This window comes from Fusobacterium massiliense (assembly GCF_900095705.1).
GTDB classification, from domain to species: Bacteria; Fusobacteriota; Fusobacteriia; order Fusobacteriales; family Fusobacteriaceae; genus Fusobacterium; species Fusobacterium massiliense.
The window spans coordinates 819,409-845,284 of sequence record NZ_LT608327.1; the positions used below are offsets into that span (position 1 = coordinate 819,409).

The 25,876-nt window shown below is 27.6% G+C and carries 25 protein-coding genes; 7 read left to right on the top strand and 18 right to left on the bottom strand.

Annotated elements, in window-relative coordinates; genetic code table 11:
- Window positions 1-10 precede the first annotated feature (10 nt).
- The 9 genes from BQ2505_RS08210 to BQ2505_RS08250 are packed head-to-tail and all read right to left on the bottom strand — an operon-like array spanning window position 11 to window position 9,311.
- Window positions 11-1,903 (bottom strand): ribonuclease J, encoded by a 1,893-nt coding sequence (locus BQ2505_RS08210; RefSeq protein ID WP_390887601.1) that lies wholly within the window; start codon window positions 1,901-1,903, stop codon window positions 11-13.
- The gene (mrdA, locus tag BQ2505_RS08215; RefSeq protein ID WP_074017276.1) at window positions 1,890-3,842 is read right to left on the bottom strand and encodes a penicillin-binding protein 2; all 1,953 of its coding nucleotides are present in this window, start codon (window positions 3,840-3,842) and stop codon (window positions 1,890-1,892) included. The genes BQ2505_RS08210 and mrdA overlap by 14 nt, the downstream gene beginning before the upstream one ends.
- Window positions 3,843-4,250 (bottom strand): hypothetical protein, encoded by a 408-nt coding sequence (locus tag BQ2505_RS08220; RefSeq protein ID WP_074017277.1) that lies wholly within the window; start codon window positions 4,248-4,250, stop codon window positions 3,843-3,845.
- A 9-nt stretch (window positions 4,251-4,259) separates the two neighbouring features.
- Complete coding sequence (locus tag BQ2505_RS08225; protein WP_074017278.1) at window positions 4,260-5,249, bottom strand: LytR C-terminal domain-containing protein; 990 nt, start codon at window positions 5,247-5,249, stop codon at window positions 4,260-4,262.
- A complete protein-coding gene (gene mtaB / locus BQ2505_RS08230; RefSeq protein ID WP_074017279.1) occupies window positions 5,242-6,561 on the bottom strand; it encodes a tRNA (N(6)-L-threonylcarbamoyladenosine(37)-C(2))-methylthiotransferase MtaB in 1,320 nt (439 codons plus the stop codon). Before mtaB ends, BQ2505_RS08225 begins: the two co-directional genes overlap by 8 nt.
- Window positions 6,548-7,255 (bottom strand): RsmE family RNA methyltransferase, encoded by a 708-nt coding sequence (locus tag BQ2505_RS08235; protein ID WP_074017280.1) that lies wholly within the window; start codon window positions 7,253-7,255, stop codon window positions 6,548-6,550. The genes mtaB and BQ2505_RS08235 overlap by 14 nt, the downstream gene beginning before the upstream one ends.
- 9 nt (window positions 7,256-7,264) lie before the next feature.
- Window positions 7,265-7,687 (bottom strand): RrF2 family transcriptional regulator, encoded by a 423-nt coding sequence (locus tag BQ2505_RS08240; RefSeq protein ID WP_074017281.1) that lies wholly within the window; start codon window positions 7,685-7,687, stop codon window positions 7,265-7,267.
- Complete coding sequence (gene ruvB, locus BQ2505_RS08245) at window positions 7,684-8,682, bottom strand: Holliday junction branch migration DNA helicase RuvB (RefSeq protein ID WP_074017282.1); 999 nt, start codon at window positions 8,680-8,682, stop codon at window positions 7,684-7,686. Before ruvB ends, BQ2505_RS08240 begins: the two co-directional genes overlap by 4 nt.
- 29 nt (window positions 8,683-8,711) lie before the next feature.
- Window positions 8,712-9,311, bottom strand: coding sequence for a DUF445 domain-containing protein (locus BQ2505_RS08250; RefSeq protein ID WP_074017283.1), 600 nt, complete (start codon window positions 9,309-9,311; stop codon window positions 8,712-8,714).
- Between the two features lie 343 nt (window positions 9,312-9,654).
- Here BQ2505_RS08250 and cysK point away from each other — a divergent pair, with 343 nt between their 5' ends.
- Window positions 9,655-10,575, top strand: a complete 921-nt coding sequence (gene cysK / locus BQ2505_RS08255) for a cysteine synthase A (protein WP_074017284.1) — start codon at window positions 9,655-9,657, stop codon at window positions 10,573-10,575.
- 209 nt (window positions 10,576-10,784) lie between these two features.
- On the opposite strand, the gene BQ2505_RS08260 is transcribed toward cysK, so the two are convergent.
- The 7 genes from BQ2505_RS08260 to BQ2505_RS08290 form a co-directional block, all read right to left on the bottom strand.
- The gene (locus BQ2505_RS08260) at window positions 10,785-11,840 is read right to left on the bottom strand and encodes a YeiH family protein (protein ID WP_074017285.1); all 1,056 of its coding nucleotides are present in this window, start codon (window positions 11,838-11,840) and stop codon (window positions 10,785-10,787) included.
- Window positions 11,841-12,128: 288 nt separating this feature from the next.
- Complete coding sequence (locus tag BQ2505_RS08265; protein ID WP_074017286.1) at window positions 12,129-13,133, bottom strand: 7-cyano-7-deazaguanine synthase; 1,005 nt, start codon at window positions 13,131-13,133, stop codon at window positions 12,129-12,131.
- Window positions 13,117-13,638 (bottom strand): cell division protein SepF, encoded by a 522-nt coding sequence (locus BQ2505_RS08270; RefSeq protein WP_074017287.1) that lies wholly within the window; start codon window positions 13,636-13,638, stop codon window positions 13,117-13,119. Before BQ2505_RS08270 ends, BQ2505_RS08265 begins: the two co-directional genes overlap by 17 nt.
- Window positions 13,639-13,656: 18 nt before the next feature.
- Window positions 13,657-14,328 carry a YggS family pyridoxal phosphate-dependent enzyme gene (locus tag BQ2505_RS08275; RefSeq protein ID WP_074017288.1) on the bottom strand — a complete coding sequence of 224 codons (672 nt, stop codon included), beginning with the start codon at window positions 14,326-14,328 and terminating at the stop codon, window positions 13,657-13,659.
- 12 nt (window positions 14,329-14,340) lie between these two features.
- The gene (hemW, locus tag BQ2505_RS08280) at window positions 14,341-15,444 is read right to left on the bottom strand and encodes a radical SAM family heme chaperone HemW (protein WP_074017289.1); all 1,104 of its coding nucleotides are present in this window, start codon (window positions 15,442-15,444) and stop codon (window positions 14,341-14,343) included.
- Entirely contained in the window at window positions 15,428-17,116 is a 1,689-nt protein-coding gene (locus tag BQ2505_RS08285; RefSeq protein WP_074017290.1) for a phospho-sugar mutase, read from the bottom strand. Before BQ2505_RS08285 ends, hemW begins: the two co-directional genes overlap by 17 nt.
- 16 nt (window positions 17,117-17,132) lie before the next feature.
- On the bottom strand, window positions 17,133-17,858 hold the full coding sequence (locus tag BQ2505_RS08290) for a complement resistance protein TraT (protein ID WP_074017349.1): 726 nt from the start codon (window positions 17,856-17,858) through the stop codon (window positions 17,133-17,135).
- Between the two features lie 340 nt (window positions 17,859-18,198).
- Here BQ2505_RS08290 and pnp point away from each other — a divergent pair, with 340 nt between their 5' ends.
- The 6 genes from pnp to rlmD all read left to right on the top strand — a co-directional run bounded on the left by pnp (window position 18,199) and on the right by rlmD (window position 23,865).
- Window positions 18,199-20,298, top strand: coding sequence for a polyribonucleotide nucleotidyltransferase (gene pnp / locus BQ2505_RS08295; protein WP_074017291.1), 2,100 nt, complete (start codon window positions 18,199-18,201; stop codon window positions 20,296-20,298).
- 21 nt (window positions 20,299-20,319) lie between these two features.
- Complete coding sequence (gene pgsA / locus BQ2505_RS08300) at window positions 20,320-20,880, top strand: CDP-diacylglycerol--glycerol-3-phosphate 3-phosphatidyltransferase (protein ID WP_074017292.1); 561 nt, start codon at window positions 20,320-20,322, stop codon at window positions 20,878-20,880.
- 25 nt (window positions 20,881-20,905) lie between these two features.
- A complete protein-coding gene (locus BQ2505_RS08305; protein WP_074017293.1) occupies window positions 20,906-21,187 on the top strand; it encodes a YggT family protein in 282 nt (93 codons plus the stop codon).
- Window positions 21,188-21,302: 115 nt separating this feature from the next.
- Window positions 21,303-22,247 carry a 16S rRNA (cytosine(1402)-N(4))-methyltransferase RsmH gene (gene rsmH, locus BQ2505_RS08310; protein WP_074017294.1) on the top strand — a complete coding sequence of 315 codons (945 nt, stop codon included), beginning with the start codon at window positions 21,303-21,305 and terminating at the stop codon, window positions 22,245-22,247.
- Window positions 22,248-22,505: a hypothetical protein gene (locus tag BQ2505_RS08315; protein WP_074017295.1), complete on the top strand. Its 258-nt coding sequence runs from the start codon at window positions 22,248-22,250 to the stop codon at window positions 22,503-22,505. It abuts the gene before it with no gap.
- Between the two features lies 1 nt (window position 22,506).
- Entirely contained in the window at window positions 22,507-23,865 is a 1,359-nt protein-coding gene (gene rlmD, locus BQ2505_RS08320; RefSeq protein ID WP_074017296.1) for a 23S rRNA (uracil(1939)-C(5))-methyltransferase RlmD, read from the top strand.
- Window positions 23,866-24,028: 163 nt separating this feature from the next.
- On the opposite strand, the gene BQ2505_RS08325 is transcribed toward rlmD, so the two are convergent.
- Window positions 24,029-25,042 carry a 5-oxoprolinase subunit C family protein gene (locus BQ2505_RS08325; protein ID WP_074017297.1) on the bottom strand — a complete coding sequence of 338 codons (1,014 nt, stop codon included), beginning with the start codon at window positions 25,040-25,042 and terminating at the stop codon, window positions 24,029-24,031.
- On the bottom strand, window positions 25,035-25,781 hold the full coding sequence (gene pxpB, locus BQ2505_RS08330) for a 5-oxoprolinase subunit PxpB (protein ID WP_074017298.1): 747 nt from the start codon (window positions 25,779-25,781) through the stop codon (window positions 25,035-25,037). Before pxpB ends, BQ2505_RS08325 begins: the two co-directional genes overlap by 8 nt.
- Window positions 25,782-25,876: the final 95 nt, after the last annotated feature.

Consider the following 25,876-nt stretch of genomic DNA (forward strand, 5'->3'; position numbering starts at 1 on the left):
CCATTTTCTCTTATATTTCTAATAACATAGGTAATATAATTGGATTTCTTTTTAATTTTTCATAGAAAAATCTCGATAATAAATCTCTCATATTTCCTTTTAAATCAGCCCAATCTCTACCTTCGTAAGTTTCTGAATAACTAATTTTTGATTTCAACAAATCTAAAGCCTCTTTTATTGTATCCTCTGAATCTTTATAATAAACAAAACCTTTAGTTGAAATTTCAGGCCCTGCTAAAATTTTACCAGTTTTCTTATCTACAGAATAAGCTACAATCACAATTCCATCTTCAGATAGTTGTTGTCTATCTTTTATAACTTTACTTCCTATATCTCCTACTCCAAGTCCATCAACTAAAACTTCTCCTGAAGTTACTTTTCCATTTACTTTAGCATATTCTTTTGTTACTTCTACCTTATCTCCGTTTTGAGTTAAAAGTATTTTATCCTTGGGAACTCCTGTTTCTATTGCTGATTTCATATGTGCTTTAAGCATTCTATATTCTCCATGAACGGGCATAAAGTTCTTAGGATTTATTAAATTAAGCATAAGTTTTTGTTCCTCTTTACTTCCATGACCAGACACATGTATTCCAGCAACTTTCTTAAAAACTAAGTCAACATCATATCTTAATATATTATTAATATTAGTTGAAACAGCTTTTTCATTTCCAGGTATTGGTGTTGAAGATATAATAACTGTATCCCCTTCTCTCAATGTTATGTGTTTATGCATAGTCTTTGCTATCCTTGAAAGAGCTGCCATTGGTTCCCCTTGAGTTCCTGTACATAATATAACTACTTCATCATCATTATATTTTTCTACTTCCGATATAGGAATCACTAAATTTTTAGGTATATTTAAGCAACCAACAGTAGGTGCTATTTCAAAAACTTTTATTAAACTTCTTCCATCAATAGCTATCTTTCTCTTGAATTGAGTTGCTATATCTACTATTTGTTGTATTCTATGCACATGTGATGCAAAAACAGCTATAATAATTCTTCCACTAGCTTTTTGAAATTCTTGTCTAAACGCATCTCCGACACTTCTTTCTGATGGAGTAAATCCTTCAACCTCAGAGTTTGTTGAGTCAGATAGCATTAAATCTACTCCTTCTTCCCCTAATTCAGAAAGTCTTACAAAGTCAACTTTTTCTCCATCAACCGGAGTTAAATCTATCTTAAAATCTCCTGTAAAGAATACATGACCTGCTGGTGTTTTTATTGATAAACAATAAGAATCTGCTATTGAATGTGTTACTTTTACAAATTCAACAGTAAAATATTTCCCAGCATTAACTTTGCTTCTTGAAGATACTTCTATCATCTTAGGAACTTTTTTCTTTTTACCAAAATTTTCAAATTTTGATTTTATAAGTGCATTTGTTAATTTACCACTATATATAGGAGTATCCTTTTCTATTTTTTCATATAAATAAGGTATTCCTCCAATATGATCTTCATGTCCATGAGTAACAAATAATCCTTTTATCTTTTCTTTATTGTTTTCTAAAAAAGAATAATCTGGTATGACTAAGTCTATCCCTGGTAAATTTTCATCAGGAAAAATTGCTCCTGCATCTATAATTATTATCTCATCTTTATACTGAACGATGCTACAATTTTTACCTACTTCTTCAAGACCACCCAAAGGAATAACATACATTTTATCTAAATCTTTCTTACTCTTTTTAGTTTTATTTTTCGTAGATATTTCTTTATTCTCTTTTTTTATTATTTCAAGCTCAGAAACTTCTTCCAAAACCTCTACGTTTTTATTTTCTTTATTTTTTTTGACAGATTTTCTTTTTTTATTATTTTTTTTATTTTCTTTTATATCCAATACATCATTTTTAATATTTTTTATTTTGTCTTCTATACTAATTTTATTCTCCTTCATTTCCAATTGTCGTTTCTCTTGACTCGTTTTCTTCATTTCTCACTTCTCCTATTCTCTCTCCTTCTTCAATTATATTTTGTCCATCAGAAATAGTAGAATTTCTAGGTTCTATCGGTATATGTGATACTGGTTTTATTCCTTTTTCTATTTCAAGGTATTTATTTAAAAATCTTCTTGTCATTCCACCAGCTACAGCTCCTCCACCTCCAGCTCCTTCAAGTAAGCACACAAAAACAATTTCTGGTTCTTGATCAGCTGGAAAATAACCAGCTACCCAAGCGTGTGTTAATTTTGAATGTGGATTTTGAGCTGATCCACTCTTTGCAGCTACTTTTACATATGGATTTTTTAAAATTCTAGTTGTCCCATTTACTTGCTCTACAGTTGCTATTAAAGCATCATTTATTATTTCATAATATGAATTTTCATAATCCGTTACTCTTGTAATATTTGTTTTTATATCTATTTTTTTACCAGTTTGTAAATCTTCAATTTTTGAAACTACATGAGGCTCATATGCCCATCCTTTATTTGCTATCATAGAGTACATCTTTGCTATTTGAATAGGTGTAACTAATGTATACCCTTGACCTATAGATAAAAGTATAGTATCTCCTTTAAACCACCCTGTTTTAATTTTTTTCTTTTTCCAATTTGCATCAGGAATTATCCCCTTCTTTTCTCCTGGGATATCTATACCACTTTTTTCTCCTAGAGAAAAATCTCTTGCAGCTCTTATTATAGGCTCTGCCCCTATTTGATCTGAATATTTATAATAATAGGGGTTAGCAGATTCAACCAAAGATTTTTTCATATCTGTTGCACCATGGCCTCCTCTTTTCCAAGCTCTCCATTTCCATTTCCCTATTTGATAATATCCAGTGTAATCATAATATTTTTCTTTTGGATCTATACCTTTTTTTAAAAAAGCCATAGCTGAAATTACTTTAAAAATAGATCCAGGTGGATATTCTCCAGCAATACTTTTATTTGTTAAAATCTTTCTTGGGTCATTTGAAATTCTTGCCCAATCTTCTTTTGAAATTTGTGAACTAAACATGTTTAAAGAATAAGTCGGATAACTCACTATAGTTATTATTTCTCCATTTGATGGTCTAAGTGCAATAAAAGCTCCACTTCTACCATCTTTTTTAAATTCTTCTTCCATATACTGTTGCAATTCCATATCTATACCCATATACAAATTTTTCCCTGCAACAGGAGTTTTTACTCTATCTACATCTCTTTGCCTTCTATTTAAAGCATTTACTTCTATATATTCGTATCCACTTTTCCCTCTTAAAATATCATCATAGCTTTTTTCTATACCAGATTTTCCTATAACATCTCTCGGACTATACCCTTCTTCTTTTAAATTTTCATATTCTTTTTCAGATATTTTTTTTATATACCCTATAGTATGAGAAGCAACTGAATCATATAGATATTTTCTTTTAGAATAAATTTGTACTTCTAAATAAGGATAATCATTTGCTATCTCCATTATCTTATGTGCTTTTTCTTCTTCTAAATCTTCCAATATAACATTGTCTTTAGAATATGGAAATATTTCTCCATTTTTTATTCTCTTTGAAATATATTCTTCTGTTCTATCTGTTAACTTTGCTATTTCCCTTATATAATCTAAATTTTGCTCTCTCCCTAAGGAATAGATAAGTCTATACCCTGTTCCATTAGTTACTACCATTCTATCTTTAGAATCAAAAATTTTCCCTCTAGGAGATTCTATTTTTATTAATTTGTATTGATTTCTTTCAGCTAAGTATGAATAATCATTTCCTCTTATAACTTGTAAATAAAAAAGTCTTAAAAGTAAAATTGAAAAACATAATAAGATTAATATTTTAAATATCACTTCTCGTTCTTGACTTTTTTCTCCTAATGTTGGTTTTTTTTCTCTTCTTCTATCAAACTTCATTTACTTATTTCCTTTTATTTCTCTAGATCTGGCAGTATAAATATAATTGAAAATTATAAAAAATATTATATTTACCAACAAATATTCTATCTCAAAATTTCTATAAGAATATAAAAAATAAAATATTATATCCATTATTGGTAAATAAAGAGATATCTTTCTACTATATTCTATAAACCTAAAAATAAAAAAATTTACTCCACAAAATAGTGCTAACATAAAAAAATTAAAAAAATATCTATCCGATTGCAATGACATAAAAACATATACTAGTAATATAAGAAGTAAATTTTTCTTTTTTCCTAATATAAATGATAAATATGGCAAGCTAATCCCAACCAAAATACTGTTTACTGATATACTATTTTCTATAAATATTAAAATTAAAGATATTAAATTTACTATCATTTTTCATCTCTACTTTATTGTTATATTAACTCTATTTTCTAAATCATTATTTTCTACCATGTCTTCAATTTTAAGTACTTTAGCTATTTTTTGTGCTATAAAATAATCTTCCTTATTATATTCAACAATACTTTTCTCCATATCTTTTTCTGATTTTTGATTTATGGAATTATATCCAGCTTTCTTTAAAGCATTAGTAGCTTTTTTTACATTCTCTTCTGAAGCGAATATATCAATTTTAAAATCTATCTTCTTCTCACTACCTAAAATTACGACAACATTTGCCAATGTAGGAATAGATGATTTATTTTTAATTTTAAAATATTTTTCTGGTAACTTATCTATAATTTCAGCTGCCTTTTCTTTTGAAATATCATTCAGTATGATATAGCTTTGATCTAATTGATTTTCATAGTTAGCTGCATTGTATTTTACTCCTAGAGAATTTTTTAAACTATCTCCTGCTTTTCTAGCATAGCCTCCAACTCCGTTTGCATTCAATATATCTACTAATATATTTGAATTTACTTCTTCGACTCCATTTTTTTCATGGTATAGTTCCTTAAACATCGAATATAAACTTGAAGTCAATATAAATCTTTTTTCTTCTATATTTGTTTCTGGAATATTTTTTTCATTATCAACATCTAATTTCATTTCTCCGTTTTTTATAACTGCATATCTAGTTAATTTTTCTGGAACTATAGAGTTAATTTTTTCTAAAACTTTCTCATAGTTATGAGTATCAACTAGATCTTTTATTGTTTCATCATTATCTAAATATAACTCAAAAGGTATTTTTATAGCTAGCTTATCTTCATATACTGCAAACAAATTTTGCTTTCCTATTATTAAAACTTTTTCGTCTTTAGTAAGTTTTAAACTAGATGCTCTAAAATTAAAAAATAATAAAATTGCTAAAATAGCTGTTAAAACTATTATCAATATTGGAGCACGACCTCTTTTTTTAGTTTTTTTATTTATTGACTTCTTACTCATTGTTAGTATTATCCTCCTTACCTATTAAAATTTCATCTTCTATTTCTATTATTTTTATTTTTACCAAACTATTTAAGAGTTCTTTTTTTTCAGATTTAAATCTCACCCTAAGATAATTATCTGTATATCCTAAATACTCCCCATTTTTTTCTTCTTCTACCAACACTTCAAGTATTTCACCTAGATATTTTTCTCTAGTCTCTTTCATCATAACATGTTTTAGGGTACTTAATCTATCTGCTCTTTCTTTCTTAATATTATTTGGAACTTTCCCTTCCATATTATTTGCAATAGTTCCTTCTCTATCTGAGTATTGGAAAATATGAAGTCCAGAAAATCCTATTTCCTCTATAATTTTATATGTGTTTATAAACATTTCTTCTTCTTCTTTTGGAAAACCTACTATAACATCAGCTGTAAACTCTATATTTTTTACTTCTGATTTTAATTTTAAGAGACTTTCTCTTATAAGTGAACTTCCATAGCTCCTTCTCATATTTTTAAGAACTGTATCATCACAAGATTGCAAAGATATATGTAAATGTGGCATTAAATTTTTGTTTTTAAATAATTCAATAAATTTATCTGAAATTTTATCCGGATACACCGAACCTATTCTAATTCTTTTCAATCCGTCTATTTTCAATATATCTTCCAATAAAGTTTCAAAAGTTTCTCCACTTTCAAAATCTTCTCCATAAGCACCTAAATTTATCCCAATTAAAATAACTTCTTTAAATCCATCTTCAATTAGCTTTTGAATTTCATTCAATATATTCTCTTTTTTTCTTGATCTACTTTTCCCTCTTGCAAAAGGAATTTTACAGTATGAGCAGAATTGATTACAACCATCTTGTATTTTCACATAAGCTCTTGTCATTTCTCTCAAAGTTGCAAATTCGTATTCTTGATATTCTTTTTCTTGAAAAATATTTCCATTTTTTTCTCTTTCAAAACTTATATCTTCTATAGCTCCAACAAAGTTTACTATATTACTTTTATTTTTGTTATCAATAACAAAATCTACATCTTCTATTTCTAAAATTTCCCTACTATTTGTTTGAGCATAACAACCTGTAACTATAACTTTAGCTGCAGGATTTATTTTTTTTGCTCTTCTAAGCATATTTCTAGTTTTTCTATCTGCTATACTTGTAACTGTACAAGAGTTAATTATATATATGTCTGACGATTCTTCAAAAGAAACCTCTTCATACCCTTTTTTTAACAGTTGATTTTTTATACTTTCTGTTTCATATTGATTAACCTTACACCCCAGAGTGTGAAAAGCAACCTTTTTAGAAAAACTCATTTATTATAACTCCTCCCGTAACTATGGCTGCTGTCTCAGCTCTTAATATTCTATTTCCTAAACTAATTATTTTAGCTTCTCTTTTTTTTAAGAGTTCTATTTCTTCGTTTTCAAATCCACCTTCTGGTCCTATTATATATAAAATATTCTTAATTTCTTTGTCCTTGTTTTTTAAAATCTCTTTTATATAAATATTTTTTTCACTTTCATATGGAACAATAATCAAATCATATTTTTCAAATTCTAACTCATTCATTTTTTTAATATCATCAATAATAGTTGGATTAACCCCTTGACATTGTTTAAGAGCCTCTTTTGAAATATTATCCCATCTATCTTTTTTCTTATCTAATTTAACAACACATCTATTAGCTAAAATAGGTATAATTTTATTAATACCTAATTCTGTCAACTTTTGAATGGTTAAATCCATTTTATCTCCCTTTAATATAGATATTCCAGCATCAATTTTTATATTAAGGGAAAATTTATCTTCTTTTTTTTCAATTATTTTTAACTTTATATGTTTTTCATCTATTTCTTCTATTTTGCAAAAATATTCATTTTTTCCGTCAACCGCTCTTAGCTTGTCTCCAATATTTTTTCTAAAAACATTTTTCACATGATTTATATCTGATAAATCAAGAATTTCTATATAGTCCCCTTGAATTTCTGACACAACAACACTTAACAACTTTTTCTCCTATATTCTTTTTCCATTTTTTATAAAATCTTGTAATGTAGTTTCAGATAATATTTTTGTCATAGCATTATCAAGTTTACTCCAAATGCAAGTTTCCCCACAAGCATCTTCTAAGCAATTATGCCCACTTTTATCCATTTCATTACAATCTATAACCTTTTCTTCATCATCTAATATTTTATATATAGTATATAAATTTATTTCTTCTGGAGCTAGTGCCAATTTATACCCTCCACTAGGTCCTCTTTTCCCTTCAATTATATTTTCATTTTTTAATTTAAATAGTATCTGCTCCAAATATTGAACAGATATATCTTGTTCTTCTGATATTTCTTTAATTCTCACCAACTTACTTTCATTAGAATTTTCAGAAATATAGGCTAATGCTCTTAATCCATATCTAACTTTCGTGTTAATTTTCATTTCTTTCCTCTTTCTTTCTCAAAATGCTCATAAGCTCTTGGAGTTACAACTCTACCTCTATTAGTTCTTTTTAAAAATCCCATCTTTACTAAATAAGGTTCGTATACTTCTTCTAAAGTTCTCCTATCTTCTCCTAACAATAAAGATAAAGTTTCTATCCCAACAGGTCCTCCATCATAGTTTTCAATAATTGAATTTATAATATTCCTATCCAACTCATCTAAACCAAAACTATCTATACCCAACATATCCAATGCTTTCACTGCATCAATCTCATTTATATTTCCATTTCCTTTAATTTCACAATAATCCCTAACTCTTTTTAACAATCTATTTGCTATTCTTGGTGTTCCTCTGCTTCTTTTAGAAATTTCATTTGCTCCATCTTCTGTTATTCCTATTCCTAAAAGCTTTGCTCCCCTTTTTACTATGGATTTTATTTCATCGTCTGTATAATATTCCATTTTGTGACTAACACCAAATCTATCTCTAAGTGGAGCACTTAAAAGTCCAGCTCTTGTTGTTGCTCCTATTAATGTAAATGCTTGTAACTCTATTCTAACAGATTTTGCTGATGGCCCTTTTCCTATCATTATATCCAACTCTCCATCTTCCATTGCTGGATATAATATTTCTTCTACCGAATTATTTAATCTATGTATCTCATCTATGAAAAGTATATCATTTTCTTCTAAAGAAGTTAAAATAGCAGCTAAATCTCCTGCTTTTTCCAATATTGGCCCCGATGTTATTCTTAAATTTGCTTTCATTTCATTGGCTATTACTCCTGCTAAAGTTGTTTTCCCTAGTCCAGGTGGACCATATAGAAGAATATGATCAACAGTCGTATTTCTCTTTTGAGCAGCTTTTATTGAAATTTCCATTTTTTCTTTTAGTTTTTCTTGTCCAATATATTCTTTAAAGGTTTTTGGTCTTAATGATTTTTGAATTTCCACTTCATTTTGAAACTCAAACTCACTTAATATTCGTTCCATAAAATACCCCTTTCTCTCTAAATTAAAACTTAAATAAATCTAAAAATTAGGTATTCTACCAAACCTATAATTCCCCCTAATATTCCCCCAATAACTTCTATGTGTTTTAATTCTTTTTTAGCTAATTCTATTATTATTTTTTCTAGCTTATCAAGTGAAAAACTAGAAATTTTTTCAGATATAATAAGTGTAAATTTTATATTATCCTCTGCATAATTTGAGAAAACTTCAATTATCTTGTCCTGATTTTCCATAACAACGTTCTTAATAGTAGAACTTATTTCAGACATAACATTGTCAGTTAAAAAAAATTGCATTAATGGAAACATTTCTTTAAGTTTTGATTTTAAGTTTTTTTGTAAAATTTGGTCAATTAATTCTTCTAATTTCAAAGAAAATTTATCCCTATCAATATTTTCAATAACATCCTTTACTGAAATCAGTTCTTTCTCTATTACATTTGCAATACCTTGTCCAATTTCTGCTCGTCTTCTAGGAATCAAACCTTGTATCTTAAAAAGTCCCAAATTTATTTCCTTATATGGTCTAAATAACATTTTTATAGCTAGATAATTTGTTATCCAACCAATAATTGCTGATATTAATACTATCAAAATTAATTCTTTCATTACTTTCACCCATTTAACATTATTCGCCTTATATTTTATCATAAATTGCAATAAATTAAAATCTTTAATTTTTTGATAAAGAAAAATATTTTTTGAATAGTAATTTTTTTAATTTCATTTTATTTTTGATTTACTACTATACTTGAGATATTTATACTATATATTTTTTGTATATAAAATCTATAATATAGAACCTTTTATTAGAATTTATTTTTTAAAATAAATATTTTTTTAATATTTTATAGAACTTTTATTATTGTTATTTGAGTTCTATTATTATTTAAAACTTTATTATAAAATTACTTATCAAGTATTTAAAAATATATAAATTTAGGAGGAAGTTATGTTAGCAAATTCTGTTATTGATCTAATTGGTAATACACCATTAGTAAAAATTAATAATATTGATACTTTTGGAAATAATATTTTTATAAAAATGGAAGGAGCTAATCCTGGAAGAAGTACAAAAGACAGAATTGCATTAAAAATGATACAGGAAGCTGAAAAAGAAGGATTACTAGATAAAGAAACAGTTATTATAGAAGCTACTAGTGGAAATACTGGTATCGGTCTTGCTATGATTTGTGCTATTAAAAATTATAAATTAAAAATAATTATGCCTGATACTATGAGTGTTGAAAGAATACAACTTATGAGAGCTTATGGAACTGAAGTTATTCTAACTAAAGGTGCTTTAGGTATGAAAGGTTGTTTGGAAAAATTAGAAGAAATTAAAAAAAATGAGAAGAAATTCTTTGTTCCAAACCAGTTTAAAAATATGAACAATCCAAAAGCTCACTATGAAACAACTGCTGAAGAAATTTTAAAAGATTTAGATAATAAAGTTGATATTTTTATTTGTGGAACTGGTACTGGAGGAAGTTTCTCTGGTACTGCAAAAAAATTAAAGGAAAAACTTCCGCATGTAAAAACTTTTCCTGTTGAACCTGCATCATCTCCTCTTCTTTCTAAAGGATATATTGGGCCTCATAAAATTCAAGGTATGGGAATGAGTATTGGAGGAATTCCTGCTGTTTATGATGGAAGTCTTGCTGATGGAATTTTAACTTGTGAATGCGATGATGCTTTTAATACTATGAGAGAATTAAGTCATAAAGAAGGAATTTTAGCAGGAATATCAAGTGGTGCAACTCTTCATGCTGCCCTTGAATATTCAAAAGAAAATATGAATAAAAATTTAAACATAGTTGTTCTTGCAACTGATTCAGGAGAAAAATACTTATCAAATATTTGTGAATTATAAATAAAGTCTCTGACGTCCGTATTAGTTCGAAGAGCCTGTGTTTATTGAGCTCGTAGAACTCATACGGCTGTCAAGAGACTAATTTTTATATTAAAATAAAAAATACTTTTATTATATATCTGACATACCTCTAGAAGAAGCAGATGAAAAACTATTGGTATAAAGAAATTAGTTGTTTTATTTAACAAATAAATTTACTTCAATAACACTTAAAATATACCTAATATCTTTTGCAACAAAATATCTATAAGTCCGATACATACCCAACAAGAAAACCCTAATACTAAAGGTTTTACTCCTGAACCTATCAATTTTTTTACATTAGTATTTAAACCAATTGCCGTCATAGCCATAACAATAAAAAATTTACTTAAGCTCTTTAAAATATGAAATAAATTTTTTATGTATTCTGATATATCAACCGATATTAATCCAATTTCAAAAAAGTAATTAAAAATTGTAGTAATTATTGAAGCACAAACAAAGTATGCAATAAACATAGGAAAAATTTTCCCTAGTGAAACTTTATTTTTACTAGAATTTTTCTTAGCATTGTAGAATGCTAAAGTTAAAGTTATTGGTATTATTGCAAGTGTTCTAGTCAATTTTACTATAGTTGCTCTATCTAAAACCATAGTTCCTGTATGGTGTAGTAAATCCCAAGCTGTTGCTGTTGCTGTTACAGATGATGTATCATTTACAGCTGTACCTGCAAAAATTCCAAATCCTTCATTTGAAAATCCTAGTATTTCTCCAAGAGTTGGAAAAATTAAGGCTGCCAACACATTAAATAAAAATATAACAGATATACTTTGAGCTATTTCATCGTCTTTTGCTTCAATAACCGGAGCTGTTGCTGCTATTGCTGAACCTCCACATATTGATGAACCCACTCCTATTAAAATTGCTATATTTTTAGAAATTTTTAATGTTTTTGATAAAATATATGCAACTAAAAGTGCAATACTTATAGAACTTACTATTATTGGAAGTGATGTTTTTCCAACAGATATTACAGTCTGTAAATTAAGTCCAAACCCTAATAAAATAACAGCATACTGAAGTACTTTTTTTGATACAAATCCTATGCCTTTATCTAATTTTTCTCTTTTTTTTAAAAAAGAACTCAAAACAATTCCAATTAATATTCCAAAAACTGGACTCCCCACTATTGGAAAAGATTTCCCTAAATACCAAGCTGGAATAGCTAAAATTAAACACAATAAAACTCCATATAATTTACTGGAACATTCACTTTTCTCCATTACATAACTCCTTTTTTATTTATTTTTAATATATTCAGAAATATTATAGCACAAAGTTTATAAAATATAGTATTTTAAAATTTCTAATTTTTATATTTTCCTATATAAATAAAGTCTCTTGACAGCCTTATGAGTTCTACGAGCTCAATGAACACAGGCTCTTCGAACTAATTCGGACGTCAGAGACTAATTTTGCTATTTAATTTTTATACTTTCCTGTAGATTAAAAAAAGCCAATTGCAGATTTTAAAAAAATCTTTTGCAATTGGCGTTTTTTAGTTTATATTTTTACATTTGTTGATATAACTTTATTTTTTCATCTAACTTTTCTAAATTAACTACATCAACTTCAACTTCTTCTCCATTAAGTATAAGTTTAACTTTTTCTTTTCCTTTTACTTTGGAATATCTTGAGAAAAGATTTTTTGCAAATTCTGTTTCTTCATCGGTTAAAATTGTGTTAGCTACCATATGTGGACCTGGGACTCCATTACTGTAAATGTAGCAACTCAAATTCTCTTTTCTTCTCATATCATCTATTGTTTCATTAGATTCAAAATTTCTTCCTACAAAAAGATATCTAGCTTTAGATAATCTAAAAAATCTAGCCTCTTTTATTAATTTAAAAAGCCAAGCATGTTCTTCTTCCAAAAGTCCATCTTCTTCCAAAACTTTTAACCTACTAGAGTATCCTGGATCTGTTAGTAAACACCCTCCACCAGGACTAGGATACTCAACAAGACCATAATAATCCATAAGCTCCATCTGTCTATGTCTAGATCTTCCATTTATATCTAATAATCCTTCTCGTTTTATCCAACCTTCCCTTTCAGCTTTACTAGGTGGTAAAAGTTTCCCAGATAAAGGTCTTAATATTAAATCTTCCATTCCAGATAATTTTTTAACTTTCTCCAAAGCTTGTGGATTTTGTGACATAGGTCTTTGCCCTAAAACTTCACCAGATATAACAAATTGAGCATCGTACTCTTCCAACAATTCTCCAGCTATTTTAAACATAAGAGAATGGCAATCTATGCAAGGATTCATATTTTTCCCTCTTCCATAAACTGGATCTTTAACAACTACTGTATGTCTCTTTTTAAAATCTATATATTCTAGTTTAATTCCTAACTGCTTTGCCATATTTTCAGCTTTTTCATTTTTTCCACCAAAAAAATGTGAAACAAAATTAAGTGCAATAACTTCTACTCCTTGTTCTTGAACAACTTTAATTGCTAATGCACTATCTAAGCCTCCTGAAAATAATGCCAATGCTCTAATTTTTTCTCTCAATTCTTTCCCCTTTTTCTAAATCAATTAATTTTTTTTCTCTTTTTTTCCCTTCATAAAATACTTTCATATTTTCAGGTACTATTGTATACACATTTTTAGCTATTTGAGCAAAACTTGCATTTTTTATTTCCATAGCTCCCGCTAGAAAATCCATTATTCTTTGAGCTACATTTGGTCCAACATTTTCTAAATTTATAGTTATCATTTTCCCTTTATCTATAAAATTTGCAATTTTTTTACAATCTTCAAATTGTTTTGGATCTATAAATACAGTACTATAATCACTTTCTTCCTCAAAGTTTTCTTCATCGTACTCTTCATCTTCTTCTTTAATATTTTTTTTCTTTTTTCCTAATAAAGATTTTGATATTTTATTCTTTTTTGTTTCTTTTATCTCTTCTTCTTCATAATCTTCATCATATTCTTCATTGTATTCCTCATCATCAACACTATCTACACCTATTAATTCTTTTCCTTCTTTTATTATTTTAGAAAATAATTTCATTTTGTCCTCCTATTTTATTTATTTAAAAATCTTTGTTCCAACTCTAATAAAGGTACTTCCTTCTTCCAAAGCTATTTTATAATCATTTGACATACCCATTGACAATTCTGTCAAACTTCCAAAAAAATACTTTTCATTTAATTCATCTTTTACTTTTCTTAAATCTGAAAAAACTTTTCTTAAAACTTTTTCTTCCTCAATAAAAGGTGCCATAGTCATAAGCCCAGTTATATTTAAATTTTTTAATTTTTTTAGTTCCTCTATATCCTTTTCAAAGTCTTCCAAATTATATCCTTGCTTACTTTCTTCACCAAAAATATTAATTTCAATTAAGACATCTTGGATTTTATTTATTTGCTCTGCTTTTTTATTAATTTCTTGAGCTAAAGCCAACTTATTTACAGAATGAATTAAATTTACATCTTCTATTATATATTTAACTTTATTTTTTTGCAAATTTCCAATAAAATGCCATTCTACTTTTTTTTCTTTCTCTTTAAAGTATTCTATTTTTTCTTTTATTACCTGAACTTTATTTTCTCCACAAATATTTTGACCAGTTGTTAAAAATAAATCAATATCTTCAACTGGAGAATATTTTGTCACAGCAACAAGTTTTACTTTTTCTGGATAAGGAGAACATTTTTTTATATCTTCTAATATTTCCTCAACATTTCTTTTTATATCCATAACAACCTCTTTTTATATTTCTAACAACTCTGTCATAACATCGTTAAAAACCATCAACCCTTTATGACTTAACACATAGCCTTTATTTTTTGAGTTTAAATAGCCATCTAGGAAAAGTTTTTTACATTTTCTCTGATACTTTCCTCGAGGAATAATTTCATCGTTTAGTAATCTGAACCCTACTAAATATCTATACACTTCTGTATCTTCTTCTGTTAAAATTTCTTTTTCTTCTACTGGTAAAATATCCTTATCTAATTTTTTATAATAATCTTTTAAATTAAAAAAATTCTTGTATCTTTCATTAGCTAAATATCCAGCAGAAGATAAGCCTATACCTAAATAATTTTTATTTTCCCAATATATTGAATTATGTTTTGCTTGAAAACCAGGTTTACAAAAGTTTGAAATCTCATAATGAATATAGCCTTTTTCTACTAAAAAATTTATTATATATTCATACATTGTTGCTTCTAAATCATTATCTGCTTCCTGTAATTTACCAGCCTTTAAATCTCTATAAAATTTAGTTCCTTCTTCCCAAATCAAAGAATAGATTGAGATATGTTCCGGATTTAATTCAATAACTTTTTCTAAATCATATTTTAACATTTCTAATGTTTGATTAGGTAGAGCAAACATTAAATCTACACTCATATTTTTAAAGCCTATATTTCTAGCTAGTTTATAAATATTTATAGCCTCTTCACTACTATGTATCCTTCCTAAAAGTTTCAATTTTTCTTCATTAAATGTTTGTATACCAATACTTAATCTATTTATTCCTAATTCTTTATAAGCAATCAATTTATTTTTATCAACAGTTTTAGGATTAACTTCAATAGTCAACTCCGTATTTTCATCAAAATAAAATTGAGATAATATTTTTTTTAAGTTTTCAATAGAAAGGAGAGACGGCGTCCCTCCTCCAAAATAAATAGTTTTTTGCTTTTCTTTTATATCAACTTTTCTTTTATAAATTTCTAGTTCTTTTAACAAATATTCAATATACTCGTCTATTTTTTGCTCAGTTGATGTAATTGAAGTAAAATCACAATAATTACATTTCCTCTCACAGAAAGGTATATGAATATAAGTATTATAGACTTTCAACATAACTTAAAAATTCTTTCTCCATATTTTGTAATTTTCTTTCAGCAACTTCTTTGTTATTATCAACAACAGAAATATAGAATTTAATTTTGGGTTCTGTTCCAGATGGTCTAACAGTTAAATATGTTTCATCTTCCAATATAAATTGAATTACATCTGCTTTAGGTAAAGTCCCTATACCATTTTTATAATCTAGATATTCTTTTACTTTAATTCCTGCTATCTCTGTGTGTTTATGTTCTCTTAAAGATTTCATAATTTTAGAAATTTCTTCTAATCCATCTTTTCCTTTTTTAGTGATTGGAATAGTATTTTCAAGTCTCCAACCATATTTCTCATAAATTTTAATTAATTCTTTATACAATGTTGAATTATTATTTTTATAATGAGTTACCATTTCAGCCATAATCATACTAGCAACAACGGCATCTTTATCTCTTACATGTGTTCCTACTAAATACCCTATTGCTTCTTCAAACCCAAATAAAAAAGTTCCATCTAATTCTTTATTTTCAAATTGTCTAATTTTTTCTCCTATATATTTGAAACCTGTTAAAGTTCTAAAAGATTTTTTATTATTTTTCTTTACAATAGTATCTAAAAGAGGTGTAGAAACTATTGTTGTTATCATAGTTCCATTTTCTGGTATATTTTTTTTATTCATTAGAATATACTCAGCAAATAAAATACCTATTTGATTTCCATTTGGATAAAACCATTCTCCTTCATTATTACGAATAGCAATTCCAACTCTATCTCCATCGGGGTCATTTGCTATACAAATATCTGCCCCTATTTTATCAGCAAGTTCTGTACTTAATTTAAATACAGAAGTATCTTCAGGGTTGGCATAATCACAAGTTGGAAAATTTCCATTTGGTTCTTCTTGTTCTTTAACAGGATGTACATTAGAATATCCCATCTCTTTTAGCACTCTTTCAACCGGTCTTGCTGCAACTCCATGTAAAGGAGAATAAACTATTTTAAGATTTTCTTTATTTTCCACATTTGGATTAATTGCATTTTTTTTAACTTCTTCTGTATATTTATCATCTAAATCTTTTCCAACATATACAAGTAAACCTTTTTCAATAGCTTCTTCTTTCGACATTAACTTTATTCCATTAAAAATATCTACTGCTTCAACTGAAGAAACTATACCTTTTGCTTGAGGATCAACTATTTGAGCTCCATCTTCCCAGTAAACTTTGTATCCATTATATTCTTTAGGATTGTGTGAAGCTGTTATCATTACACCTGCTTGAGCTTTTAATTCTCTAGTTGCAAATGAAAGTTCTGGTGTAGAATGTACACTATCAAATAAATAGCTTTTTATTCCATTACCTGCCAAAGTCATTGCTGTATTTTCTGCATTTTCAACTGAATCTAATCTAGAATCATATGCAATAGCAACCCCTTTATTTTTACCAACTTCTCCTGTATGTTCTATAATATAGTTTGCTAATCCTTGAGTAGCTTTTCTTATATTGTATTTATTCATTCTATTTTTACCAATACCTCTAACCCCTCTCATTCCAGCTGTTCCAAAGCTAAGATTTTGATAAAATCTACTCTCGATTTCTTTTTCATTATTCTCAATACTTCTTAATTCTTCTTTTTCTTCTTGAGTTAAAACATCAGAGTTTAACCATTTTTTGTATTCATCTAAAAACATAATTTACTCCTTTTTTTTAAAATATTCCCCCAACTACTCTTCCTAATTCATCTTCTAATACTGGAACAGCTTCATTGAAGTCTAAGTTTATTTTATTAGCTATACTTAGAACTCTTGTTGAATACTTATCCATATTAGTTTGTTCTGTAGATGTTGATGTTCTACTTCCTGAACTTCCTTGTTTTATACTATTTTTTGTTGCAACATTAACGGTTTTTTCTGTCTTTTCTGTTATTAAAATATCTGTTATCATTGCATACTTAACATCTTTTACTAAGGCATCTGCAATTGTTGCAACAGCAGATGCTGCTAACCCCCAACCTACAGCAGTATAAACTCCTCCTGATCTTTGTCCTCCTAAGAAAGCTCCAACTCCTCCCGCAAGAACTGCATCAGAAAAACCTCCTTGATTATCCCCAGTTAAATTTATTTTATCTACTTTTAAAATATTAGCCTGTAACCAATATTTTGCTTGACTTGGATCTTCTACTATTTTATAACCTTTTGATACTAAAGTTGTCTTTATTTTTTGATCAATATTCAAATTTTTTCCGCTTGTATTTTTTATTTCAACAAAGACAGTTTTTTGAGCTGGTGCTGCTGGTTCTAACCATATAGTATCAGACATTTTAGTCTGTACATCTAAATTTCTTTTCGATACTACTGTATGCACTGTCGAACAAGATGCAAATACAAGTATCACTCCTATTGATAATAAAATTATTTTAAAATATTTTTTCATTTCCATACCTTCCTTCTTAATTTGTATTTTGTTTAATTTGTAAATAAAGTCTCTTGATAGCCGTATGAGTTTACGAACTAATAAACATAGGCTCTTCGAACTAATACAAACATCAGAGACTAACTTTTACTATTTAATTTTATAGTTTCCTATAGAATAAAAAAAATTTATTTTTATTCTATCATATTTTTTTTATTTTTTAAATAAATTTATACTTTTTACTTTATAATTTATTTTTTTATTTTCCTAACTTTTAAGATTGCTTTTTAAGAAAATAATGTGTTATAATTATTTGAAAATAAAATGGTGAAAATATATTATATTTATTTAGGAGGATTTAATGTTTGATGAAAAAATTATGGAGTTCGAATTAGCAGGAAGAACTCTTAAAGTTTCAACTGGAAAAATTTCAAGACAATCTAGTGGAGCAATAATGATACAATACGGAGATACAGTTTTATTATCTACTGCAAACCGTAGTAAAGAAGCTAGAAAAGGTGCTGATTTTTTCCCTTTAACAGTTGACTACATAGAAAAATTTTACTCAACTGGAAAGTTTCCAGGTGGATTTAATAAAAGAGAGGCTAGACCTTCAACAAATGCTACACTTATAGCAAGACTTATTGATAGACCTATAAGACCTATGTTTCCTGAGGGATTTAATTATGATGTACATATCGTAAATACAGTTTTATCTTATGATGAAATCAATACTCCAGATTATCTTGGAATAATTGGTTCATCCCTAGCTTTAATGATTTCTGATATTCCTTTCTTAGGCCCTGTTGCTGGAGTTACAGTTGGATATATTGATGGGGAATTTATTTTAAACCCAAGCCCAGAACAATTAGAAAATAGTGAACTTGATCTATCTGTTGCCGGAACAAAAGAAGCTGTAAATATGGTTGAAGCAGGAGCTAAAGAACTTGATGAAGAAACTATGCTTAAAGCTATTATGTTTGCACATGAAAATATTAAAAAAATATGTGAATTCCAAGAAGAATTTGCTAAACTATACGGTAAAGAAAATATAGAATTTGTTAAAGAAGAAACTTTACCACTTGTTAAAACATTTATAGACACTTATGGTCACGAAAGATTGCAACAAGCTGTTTTAACTACTGGAAAGAAAAATAGAGAAGAAGCTGTTGATAGTTTAGAAGAAGAATTGCTTGAAAAATTCATTCAAGAAAACTATCCTGAAGTCGCTGAAGAAGATTTGCCTGAAGATGTTATTCTTGAATTTAAAACTTATTATCATGATTTAATGAAAAAATTAGTAAGAGAAGCTATTCTTTACCACAAACATAGAGTTGATGGAAGAACTACTACTGAAATAAGACCTCTTGATGCTCAAATAAATGTATTACCTATACCACATGGATCAGCATTATTCACAAGAGGAGAAACTCAATCTTTAGCTATCACTACTTTAGGAACAAAAGAAGACGAACAACTTGTAGATGATTTAGAAAAAGAATACTATAAGAAGTTCTACTTACATTATAACTTCCCTCCATATTCAGTTGGAGAAGTTGGAAGAATGGGATCTCCTGGTAGAAGAGAATTAGGTCATGGTTCTTTAGCAGAAAGAGCATTAAGATATGTTATTCCTAGTGAAACTGATTTCCCTTATACTATAAGAGTTGTTTCTGAAATTACTGAATCTAATGGTTCTTCATCTCAAGCATCTATTTGTGGTGGTTCTTTATCATTAATGTCAGCTGGAGTACCTATAAAAGAACATGTAGCTGGTATTGCTATGGGACTTATAAAAGAAGGAGAAGAATTTACTGTTTTAACAGATATAATGGGACTTGAAGACCACTTAGGAGATATGGATTTCAAGGTTGCTGGGACAAAATCTGGAATTACTGCTCTTCAAATGGATATAAAGATTACTGGAATTACTGAAGAAATTATGAGAATTGCTTTAAATCAAGCTCTAAAAGCAAGACTTGAAATATTAGAACTTATGAATAATACTATTTCAACTCCTGCTGAATTAAAACCTAATGTACCTAGAATAAAACAAATAACTATTCCAAAAGATAAAATAGCTATTTTAATAGGTCCTGGAGGTAAAAATATTAAAAGCATCATAGAAAAAACTGGTTCTACTGTTGATATTACAGATGATGGACTTGTTTCTGTTTTCTCTAAAAATATTGATGTGTTAGAAGAAACTTTAAAACTTATCGACTCTTATGTTAGAGAAGTTGAATATAATGAAGTATATGAAGGTCGTGTTGTATCTATTATGAAATTTGGTGCATTTATGGAAATTTTACCTGGAAAAGAAGGTTTATTACATGTTTCTGAAATTTCTAAAGAAAGAGTAGAAAATGTTGAAGATGTACTTTCTATCGGAGATGTCTTTAAAGTAAGAGTTATCTCTATGGAAGGTGGAAAAATTTCTTTAAGTAAGAAAAAAGTTTAATTATTTACCGGAGGATTTATCATGAACTTACCTAATAGATTAACAACTATAAGATTTCTATTAGCTATACCATTTATTATATTCTTACAAGAATCCGAATCAGGAAAATATGAATTAATTTTTAGAATGATAGCCTTAGCTATTTTCATAGTTGCTTCACTCACAGATTTTTTTGATGGGTATATTGCAAGAAAATATAATTTAATCACAGATTTTGGTAAAATTATGGACCCTTTAGCCGATAAAATTTTAGTAATCTCTGCTCTGGTTATATTTGTACAACTAAACTATATTCCAGGTTGGATGTCAATTGTTGTTTTAGCTAGAGAATTTTTAATAAGTGGTATTAGAATTATGGCTGCTGCTAAAGGTGAAATTATTGCAGCAGGAAATTTAGGTAAATATAAAACTACCAGTCAAATGATAGTTGTTATTATAGCCTTAATCATTGGACCTGTTTCTGTAAATATTTTAGGCTTAGATTTCACTGTAACTGAACTTTTAATGCTTATTCCTGTTATACTTACTATTTGGTCGGGTTGGGAATACACATTTAAAGCTAAACATTATTTTATTGGATAAATTTATTTATAAGAAAGGAGATATTATGCCATTCTTATTTAGTGGTTTAGGATATAACTTATATAATATAATTGTGACAATTGAGAGAATTGTTGAGATTTTAATAATTATTAGAGTTCTTTTATCGTGGGTTAATTTCAGTAACTCTCTTGCAGATATTGTCTACACACTAACGGAACCATTATTAAAACCTTTTAGAAATTTATTGTACAGTCTTTTAAATTTACCTATAGATTTATCTCCTGTACTTTTCTTAATAGTGTTTAGAACTTTTATTAGATTTTTATTAAAAATATTGTTTTTTTAATTATTATATTAAAAGAGACTATTGTATTTATTTGATTTAATATAGAGTTAGTATTATCATTTACTAATCTTATTCTACTTACAATAGTCTCTTTCTATATTAAAGGAGAAAATAGATGGAAAATATTGGAAATGAATATCATATTCCAGTTTTATTTTATGAAACACTGGATAATTTAGTTATAAATCCAGATGGTATATATATCGATTGTACTCTTGGTGGTGGTAGTCATTCAGAAGGTATACTTCAAAGACTATCAGATAAAGGACTTTTAATATCAATAGATCAAGATATAAATGCAATAGAATATTCAAAAAAAAGATTAGAAAAGTATTCTTCAAAATGGAAAGTTTTTAAAGGAAATTTTGAGACTATTGATACTATTGCATATATGGCTGGTGTTGATAAGGTCGATGGTATCCTTATGGATATAGGTGTTTCCTCTAATCAACTAGATGAACCAGAAAGAGGATTTTCTTATCGTTATGATGTAAAACTTGATATGAGAATGAATCCAGAACAGGAGCTTTCAGCCTATGATGTTGTAAATAACTATTCAGAAGAAGATTTATCAAAAATTATTTTTGAATATGGTGAAGAAAGACATGCAAAAAAAATTGCAAAACTTATTTCTGAAGAAAGAAAAAAAGCACCTATAACAACTACTTTTGAACTAATTTCTCTTATAAAAAGAGCATACCCAGAAAGAGCAAATAAGCATCCAGCTAAAAAAACATTTCAAGCTATAAGAATAGAAGTCAACAAAGAGCTTGAAGTTTTAGAAAAAGCAATGGATAAAGCTATTAATCTTCTAAAACTAAATGGAAGATTAGCTATAATTACATTTCACTCATTGGAAGATAGAATCGTTAAAAATAAATTTAAAGAACTTTCAACTGCTTGTAAATGTCCTAAAGACATTCCTATCTGTATGTGTGGTGGAATCAAAAGATTTGAAATTTTAACAAGAAAGCCTATTATTCCAAATGATGAAGAAATTAAAAATAACAACAGAGCCCATTCTTCAAAGTTAAGAGTGCTTGAAAGGATTGATTTTTAAATGAAATATATTATTTTTTTCTTTACTATTATTGTCGTCGGATTTTGGGTATATAATCCCATAACTCTAAATAAAGTTTCTAAAGCCGAAAAAGACCTTAAAATTGCTAATGATACTTTAGAAGAACTTCAAAAAGAATTGGATAGAAAAATGATATACTATGATACAAAATTAGACTTGAGTGCTATAAAATTAGAAATGGAAAGTAAAGGTTTTAGTATGGCAGATAATATTATTTATTTTGAAATTGAGGATTAAAATGTTAAAAATCAAAGATATTATTACAATAAAAATTGAAAAAATTGTTTTTGGTGGGGAAGGTCTAGGATATTTCAATGATTTTGCTGTTTTTGTGCCTATGTCTGTTCCTGGAGATACTGTAGAAATTGAAATAATATCTTCAAAAAAGACTTATGCTAGAGGACTTATCAGAAAAATAATTAATCCTTCATCTGAGAGAATTGAAGATACTAGCAAAATTTCTTTTGAAGATTTCTATGGTTGTGATTTTGCAATGTTAAAATATGAAAATCAACTTAAATATAAAAAAATAATGGTTGAAGATGTAATGAAAAGATTAGCTGGCCTTGATAATTTCCCTATTGAAGATGTTGTTCCCAGTGACAATATATATCACTATAGAAATAAAATTATTGAACCTTTCTCTTTCTATGATAATAAAATCATTACAGGATTTTTTAAAAGAAAAAGTCATGATATTTTTGAAGTTGAAGAAAATATTTTAAATTCGGTTCTAGGAAATAAAATTATTAAATCTTTAAAAGAACTTCTTAATGAATATAAAATTTCTGTTTACGATGAAATTAATCACAAAGGACTTTTAAGAAATGTTATGATAAGAACAAATTCAAATAACGAAGCTATGCTTGTTCTTATTATAAATTCTAATAAAGTTAATGAAAAGATTAAAGATATACTTTTAAAATTTAAAGATAAATTTTCTGAAATCAAATCAATATATATTTCTTTAAATTCAAAAAAAGTAAATACTGTTATTGGGGAAAAAAATATCTTAATATACGGTGCTAAAACAATTAAAGAAAATATTAATGGTATTGATTTTCATATATCACCAACATCTTTTTTCCAAATTAATATTGAACAAACAAAAAAATTATACAATATTGCACTTGAACTATTTTCAGATATTGAAAATAAATATATAGTCGATGCTTACTCTGGAACTGGTACCATTGCTATGATAATGTCTAAAAAAGCTAAAAAAGTTTACTCTATTGAAATAGTAAAATCTGCTTCTGAAGATGGAGAAAAAACAGCTCTTGAAAATGGAATAAACAATATAGAATTTATCAATGGTGCTGTTGAGGATAAATTAGATTTTCTTATAAAAAATTCTAAAAAAATTGATACTATTATTTTTGACCCACCTAGAAAAGGTTTGGATTCATCTATTATAGATAAAGTCAGTGACTTAAACTTACAAGAAATTGTATATATTTCTTGTAATCCATCAACTCTAGCTCGAGATATCAAACTTTTCAAAGATAAGGGATATTCACTTAAAACCCTAAAAACTGTCGATATGTTTCCTCAAACGAGCCATATTGAATGTGTTGCATTAATATCACGTATATAAATTATTAGAAATATAAAATTTATTGTTTTATTATAAGAATAAAAATTAGTCTCTGACGTCCGTATTAGTTCGAAGAGCCTGTGTTTATTGAGCTCGCAGAACTTATACGGCTGTCAAGAGACTTTTTTAATATCTTTATCTTTAGAAAAATACAATTTCCCCTTTATTTTTCTATTCTCTTCCCAAAAAGTTTCTTCATAACGTAAAGCTGTCTTTCTGTGTATATTTTTGGTTTTTCTACAAAACTTTCTCTTATTTCATCTAAAACTTGATAAAATTTCTTATACTCCTTTTGAGCTTCTGCTATATCAATTTTAATAAAATTAATCTTATCATTTGGTAAAACTTGAGCAAGTTTTGGAAGATCTGCTTTTATAACAGTTCCTATTTTTGTATAACCTCCAGTTGTTTGTCTATCAGCAAGAAGTATTATAGGTTGTCCATTTCCTGGAACTTGAATCGAACCAAATACTGCAGCATCTGAAATTATATCTGCTTTATCTTTGTGTTTTATAACTTCTCCATTCAATCTAATTCCCATTCTATCAGCATCTTTAGTTACTTGATAAGAGCTTAAAAATAGCTTTTCTATACTTTCTTTTTCAAAATAATCATCTTGAGGTCCTAAAACTATTCTGACATCTATTTCATGTTTGTATTCTGGAATATATTTTCTTTCTAAATTTTTTCTCTTAGTAAGTGTTCTTGGATTTTTAATCTTGATAATATCCCCTACTTTAAGTTGTCTCCCTTCAAAACCTCCTAATTTAGATTTTAAAAGTGTTGATTTACTTCCCATTACAACTGGAACGTCTATTTCTCCTGCAATAGCTAAATAAGATCTAAAGCCACCTTTTGCACTACCAATTTCTAATATATCTCCTTTTTTTACATTTATACTTTGCCACATAGAAACATCTCTATCATTTATTTTTACTTGTATTGTTGCACCTGTTATTGCAATGCTCACATCAAAATCAAATTGTAAACTAGGTCCCATAAATGGTATTTCAAAAACAGCATTATTCTTATCATTACCAAGAATATAATTTGCTACCGTAAAAGCATACTCGTCCATAACTCCTGATACAGGTATCCCAAATTGTTGATATCCAATTCTTCCTATATCTTGAATCGTAACACATAAACCAGCTTTAAGAACTTTTATATCAGACATTTAGTTCACCTCTTTTTACTCTACGAATATTTATTTTATACTCATCATTTTCAACCTTTTTTAAAATTTCATTATATTCATCTTGAGAAATTGAAACATATCTAATATAGTCTCCAGAGCTTATATAAACAGGAGTTTCTCTATTAGGATTATACAAATTCAAAGGTGTTCTTCCTATTATTCTCCAACCACCTGGTGACATTGATGGATACATTCCTGTTTGTTTTCCTGCTATTCCAACTGAACCTGGGAATATTTGTAATCTAGGACTTTCTAATCTTGGAGTAGCAATTTTCTCAGACATTCCCCCAAGATAAGTAAATCCTGGCATAAACCCAAGCATATAAACTAAATAGTCTGTTCCTGTATGAATTTTTATAACTTCTTCTTTGCTTAACTTATTATACTCAGCAACATAAGATAAATCAGGCCCACATTCATCATTATATAAAGTTGGAATTTCTACTAAAGTTACTTCTTCTGTTTCTGTTACCTCATTTTTTACTTCTAATAGCTTTTTTAATTTCTCAATTAAAATATCGTATTCTATTTTTAAAACATCATAATTTATTAATAATGAACAATAAGTTGGAACAAGTTCTACTATCCCATCTATATTTTCTTTTTTTATATTGTCCATCATTTTTCTAATTTTTTTATTTATTTCAGGTTTAATTTCACTTCCAAATTGAATTACAAGAGCTGAATCACCTGAAAGCAAAAATTTCACTTCTTCCATTAAAACCTCCTATAAATACAGTATCTTGACAACTATATAAGTTCTACAAACTGGGTAAACATAGACTCTTTGAACTCACACAGACATCAGAGATT

Excerpts from the sequence above, each read along its gene's own strand:
- BQ2505_RS08210 (WP_390887601.1), bottom strand. The coding sequence starts at position 1,903 with ATGAAGGAGAATAAAATTAGTATAGAAGACAAAATAAAAAATATTAAA.
- mrdA (WP_074017276.1), bottom strand. The coding sequence starts at position 3,842 with ATGAAGTTTGATAGAAGAAGAGAAAAAAAACCAACATTAGGAGAAAAA.
- BQ2505_RS08220 (WP_074017277.1), bottom strand. The coding sequence starts at position 4,250 with ATGATAGTAAATTTAATATCTTTAATTTTAATATTTATAGAAAATAGT.
- BQ2505_RS08225 (WP_074017278.1), bottom strand. The coding sequence starts at position 5,249 with ATGAGTAAGAAGTCAATAAATAAAAAAACTAAAAAAAGAGGTCGTGCT.
- mtaB (WP_074017279.1), bottom strand. The coding sequence starts at position 6,561 with ATGAGTTTTTCTAAAAAGGTTGCTTTTCACACTCTGGGGTGTAAGGTT.
- BQ2505_RS08240 (WP_074017281.1), bottom strand. The coding sequence starts at position 7,687 with ATGAAAATTAACACGAAAGTTAGATATGGATTAAGAGCATTAGCCTAT.
- ruvB (WP_074017282.1), bottom strand. The coding sequence starts at position 8,682 with ATGGAACGAATATTAAGTGAGTTTGAGTTTCAAAATGAAGTGGAAATT.
- BQ2505_RS08250 (WP_074017283.1), bottom strand. The coding sequence starts at position 9,311 with ATGAAAGAATTAATTTTGATAGTATTAATATCAGCAATTATTGGTTGG.
- cysK (WP_074017284.1), top strand. The coding sequence starts at position 9,655 with ATGTTAGCAAATTCTGTTATTGATCTAATTGGTAATACACCATTAGTA.
- BQ2505_RS08260 (WP_074017285.1), bottom strand. The coding sequence starts at position 11,840 with ATGGAGAAAAGTGAATGTTCCAGTAAATTATATGGAGTTTTATTGTGT.
- BQ2505_RS08270 (WP_074017287.1), bottom strand. The coding sequence starts at position 13,638 with ATGAAATTATTTTCTAAAATAATAAAAGAAGGAAAAGAATTAATAGGT.
- BQ2505_RS08275 (WP_074017288.1), bottom strand. The coding sequence starts at position 14,328 with ATGGATATAAAAAGAAATGTTGAGGAAATATTAGAAGATATAAAAAAA.
- hemW (WP_074017289.1), bottom strand. The coding sequence starts at position 15,444 with ATGTTGAAAGTCTATAATACTTATATTCATATACCTTTCTGTGAGAGG.
- BQ2505_RS08285 (WP_074017290.1), bottom strand. The coding sequence starts at position 17,116 with ATGTTTTTAGATGAATACAAAAAATGGTTAAACTCTGATGTTTTAACT.
- BQ2505_RS08290 (WP_074017349.1), bottom strand. The coding sequence starts at position 17,858 with ATGAAAAAATATTTTAAAATAATTTTATTATCAATAGGAGTGATACTT.
- pnp (WP_074017291.1), top strand. The coding sequence starts at position 18,199 with ATGTTTGATGAAAAAATTATGGAGTTCGAATTAGCAGGAAGAACTCTT.
- pgsA (WP_074017292.1), top strand. The coding sequence starts at position 20,320 with ATGAACTTACCTAATAGATTAACAACTATAAGATTTCTATTAGCTATA.
- BQ2505_RS08305 (WP_074017293.1), top strand. The coding sequence starts at position 20,906 with ATGCCATTCTTATTTAGTGGTTTAGGATATAACTTATATAATATAATT.
- rsmH (WP_074017294.1), top strand. The coding sequence starts at position 21,303 with ATGGAAAATATTGGAAATGAATATCATATTCCAGTTTTATTTTATGAA.
- BQ2505_RS08315 (WP_074017295.1), top strand. The coding sequence starts at position 22,248 with ATGAAATATATTATTTTTTTCTTTACTATTATTGTCGTCGGATTTTGG.
- rlmD (WP_074017296.1), top strand. The coding sequence starts at position 22,507 with ATGTTAAAAATCAAAGATATTATTACAATAAAAATTGAAAAAATTGTT.
- BQ2505_RS08325 (WP_074017297.1), bottom strand. The coding sequence starts at position 25,042 with ATGTCTGATATAAAAGTTCTTAAAGCTGGTTTATGTGTTACGATTCAA.
- pxpB (WP_074017298.1), bottom strand. The coding sequence starts at position 25,781 with ATGGAAGAAGTGAAATTTTTGCTTTCAGGTGATTCAGCTCTTGTAATT.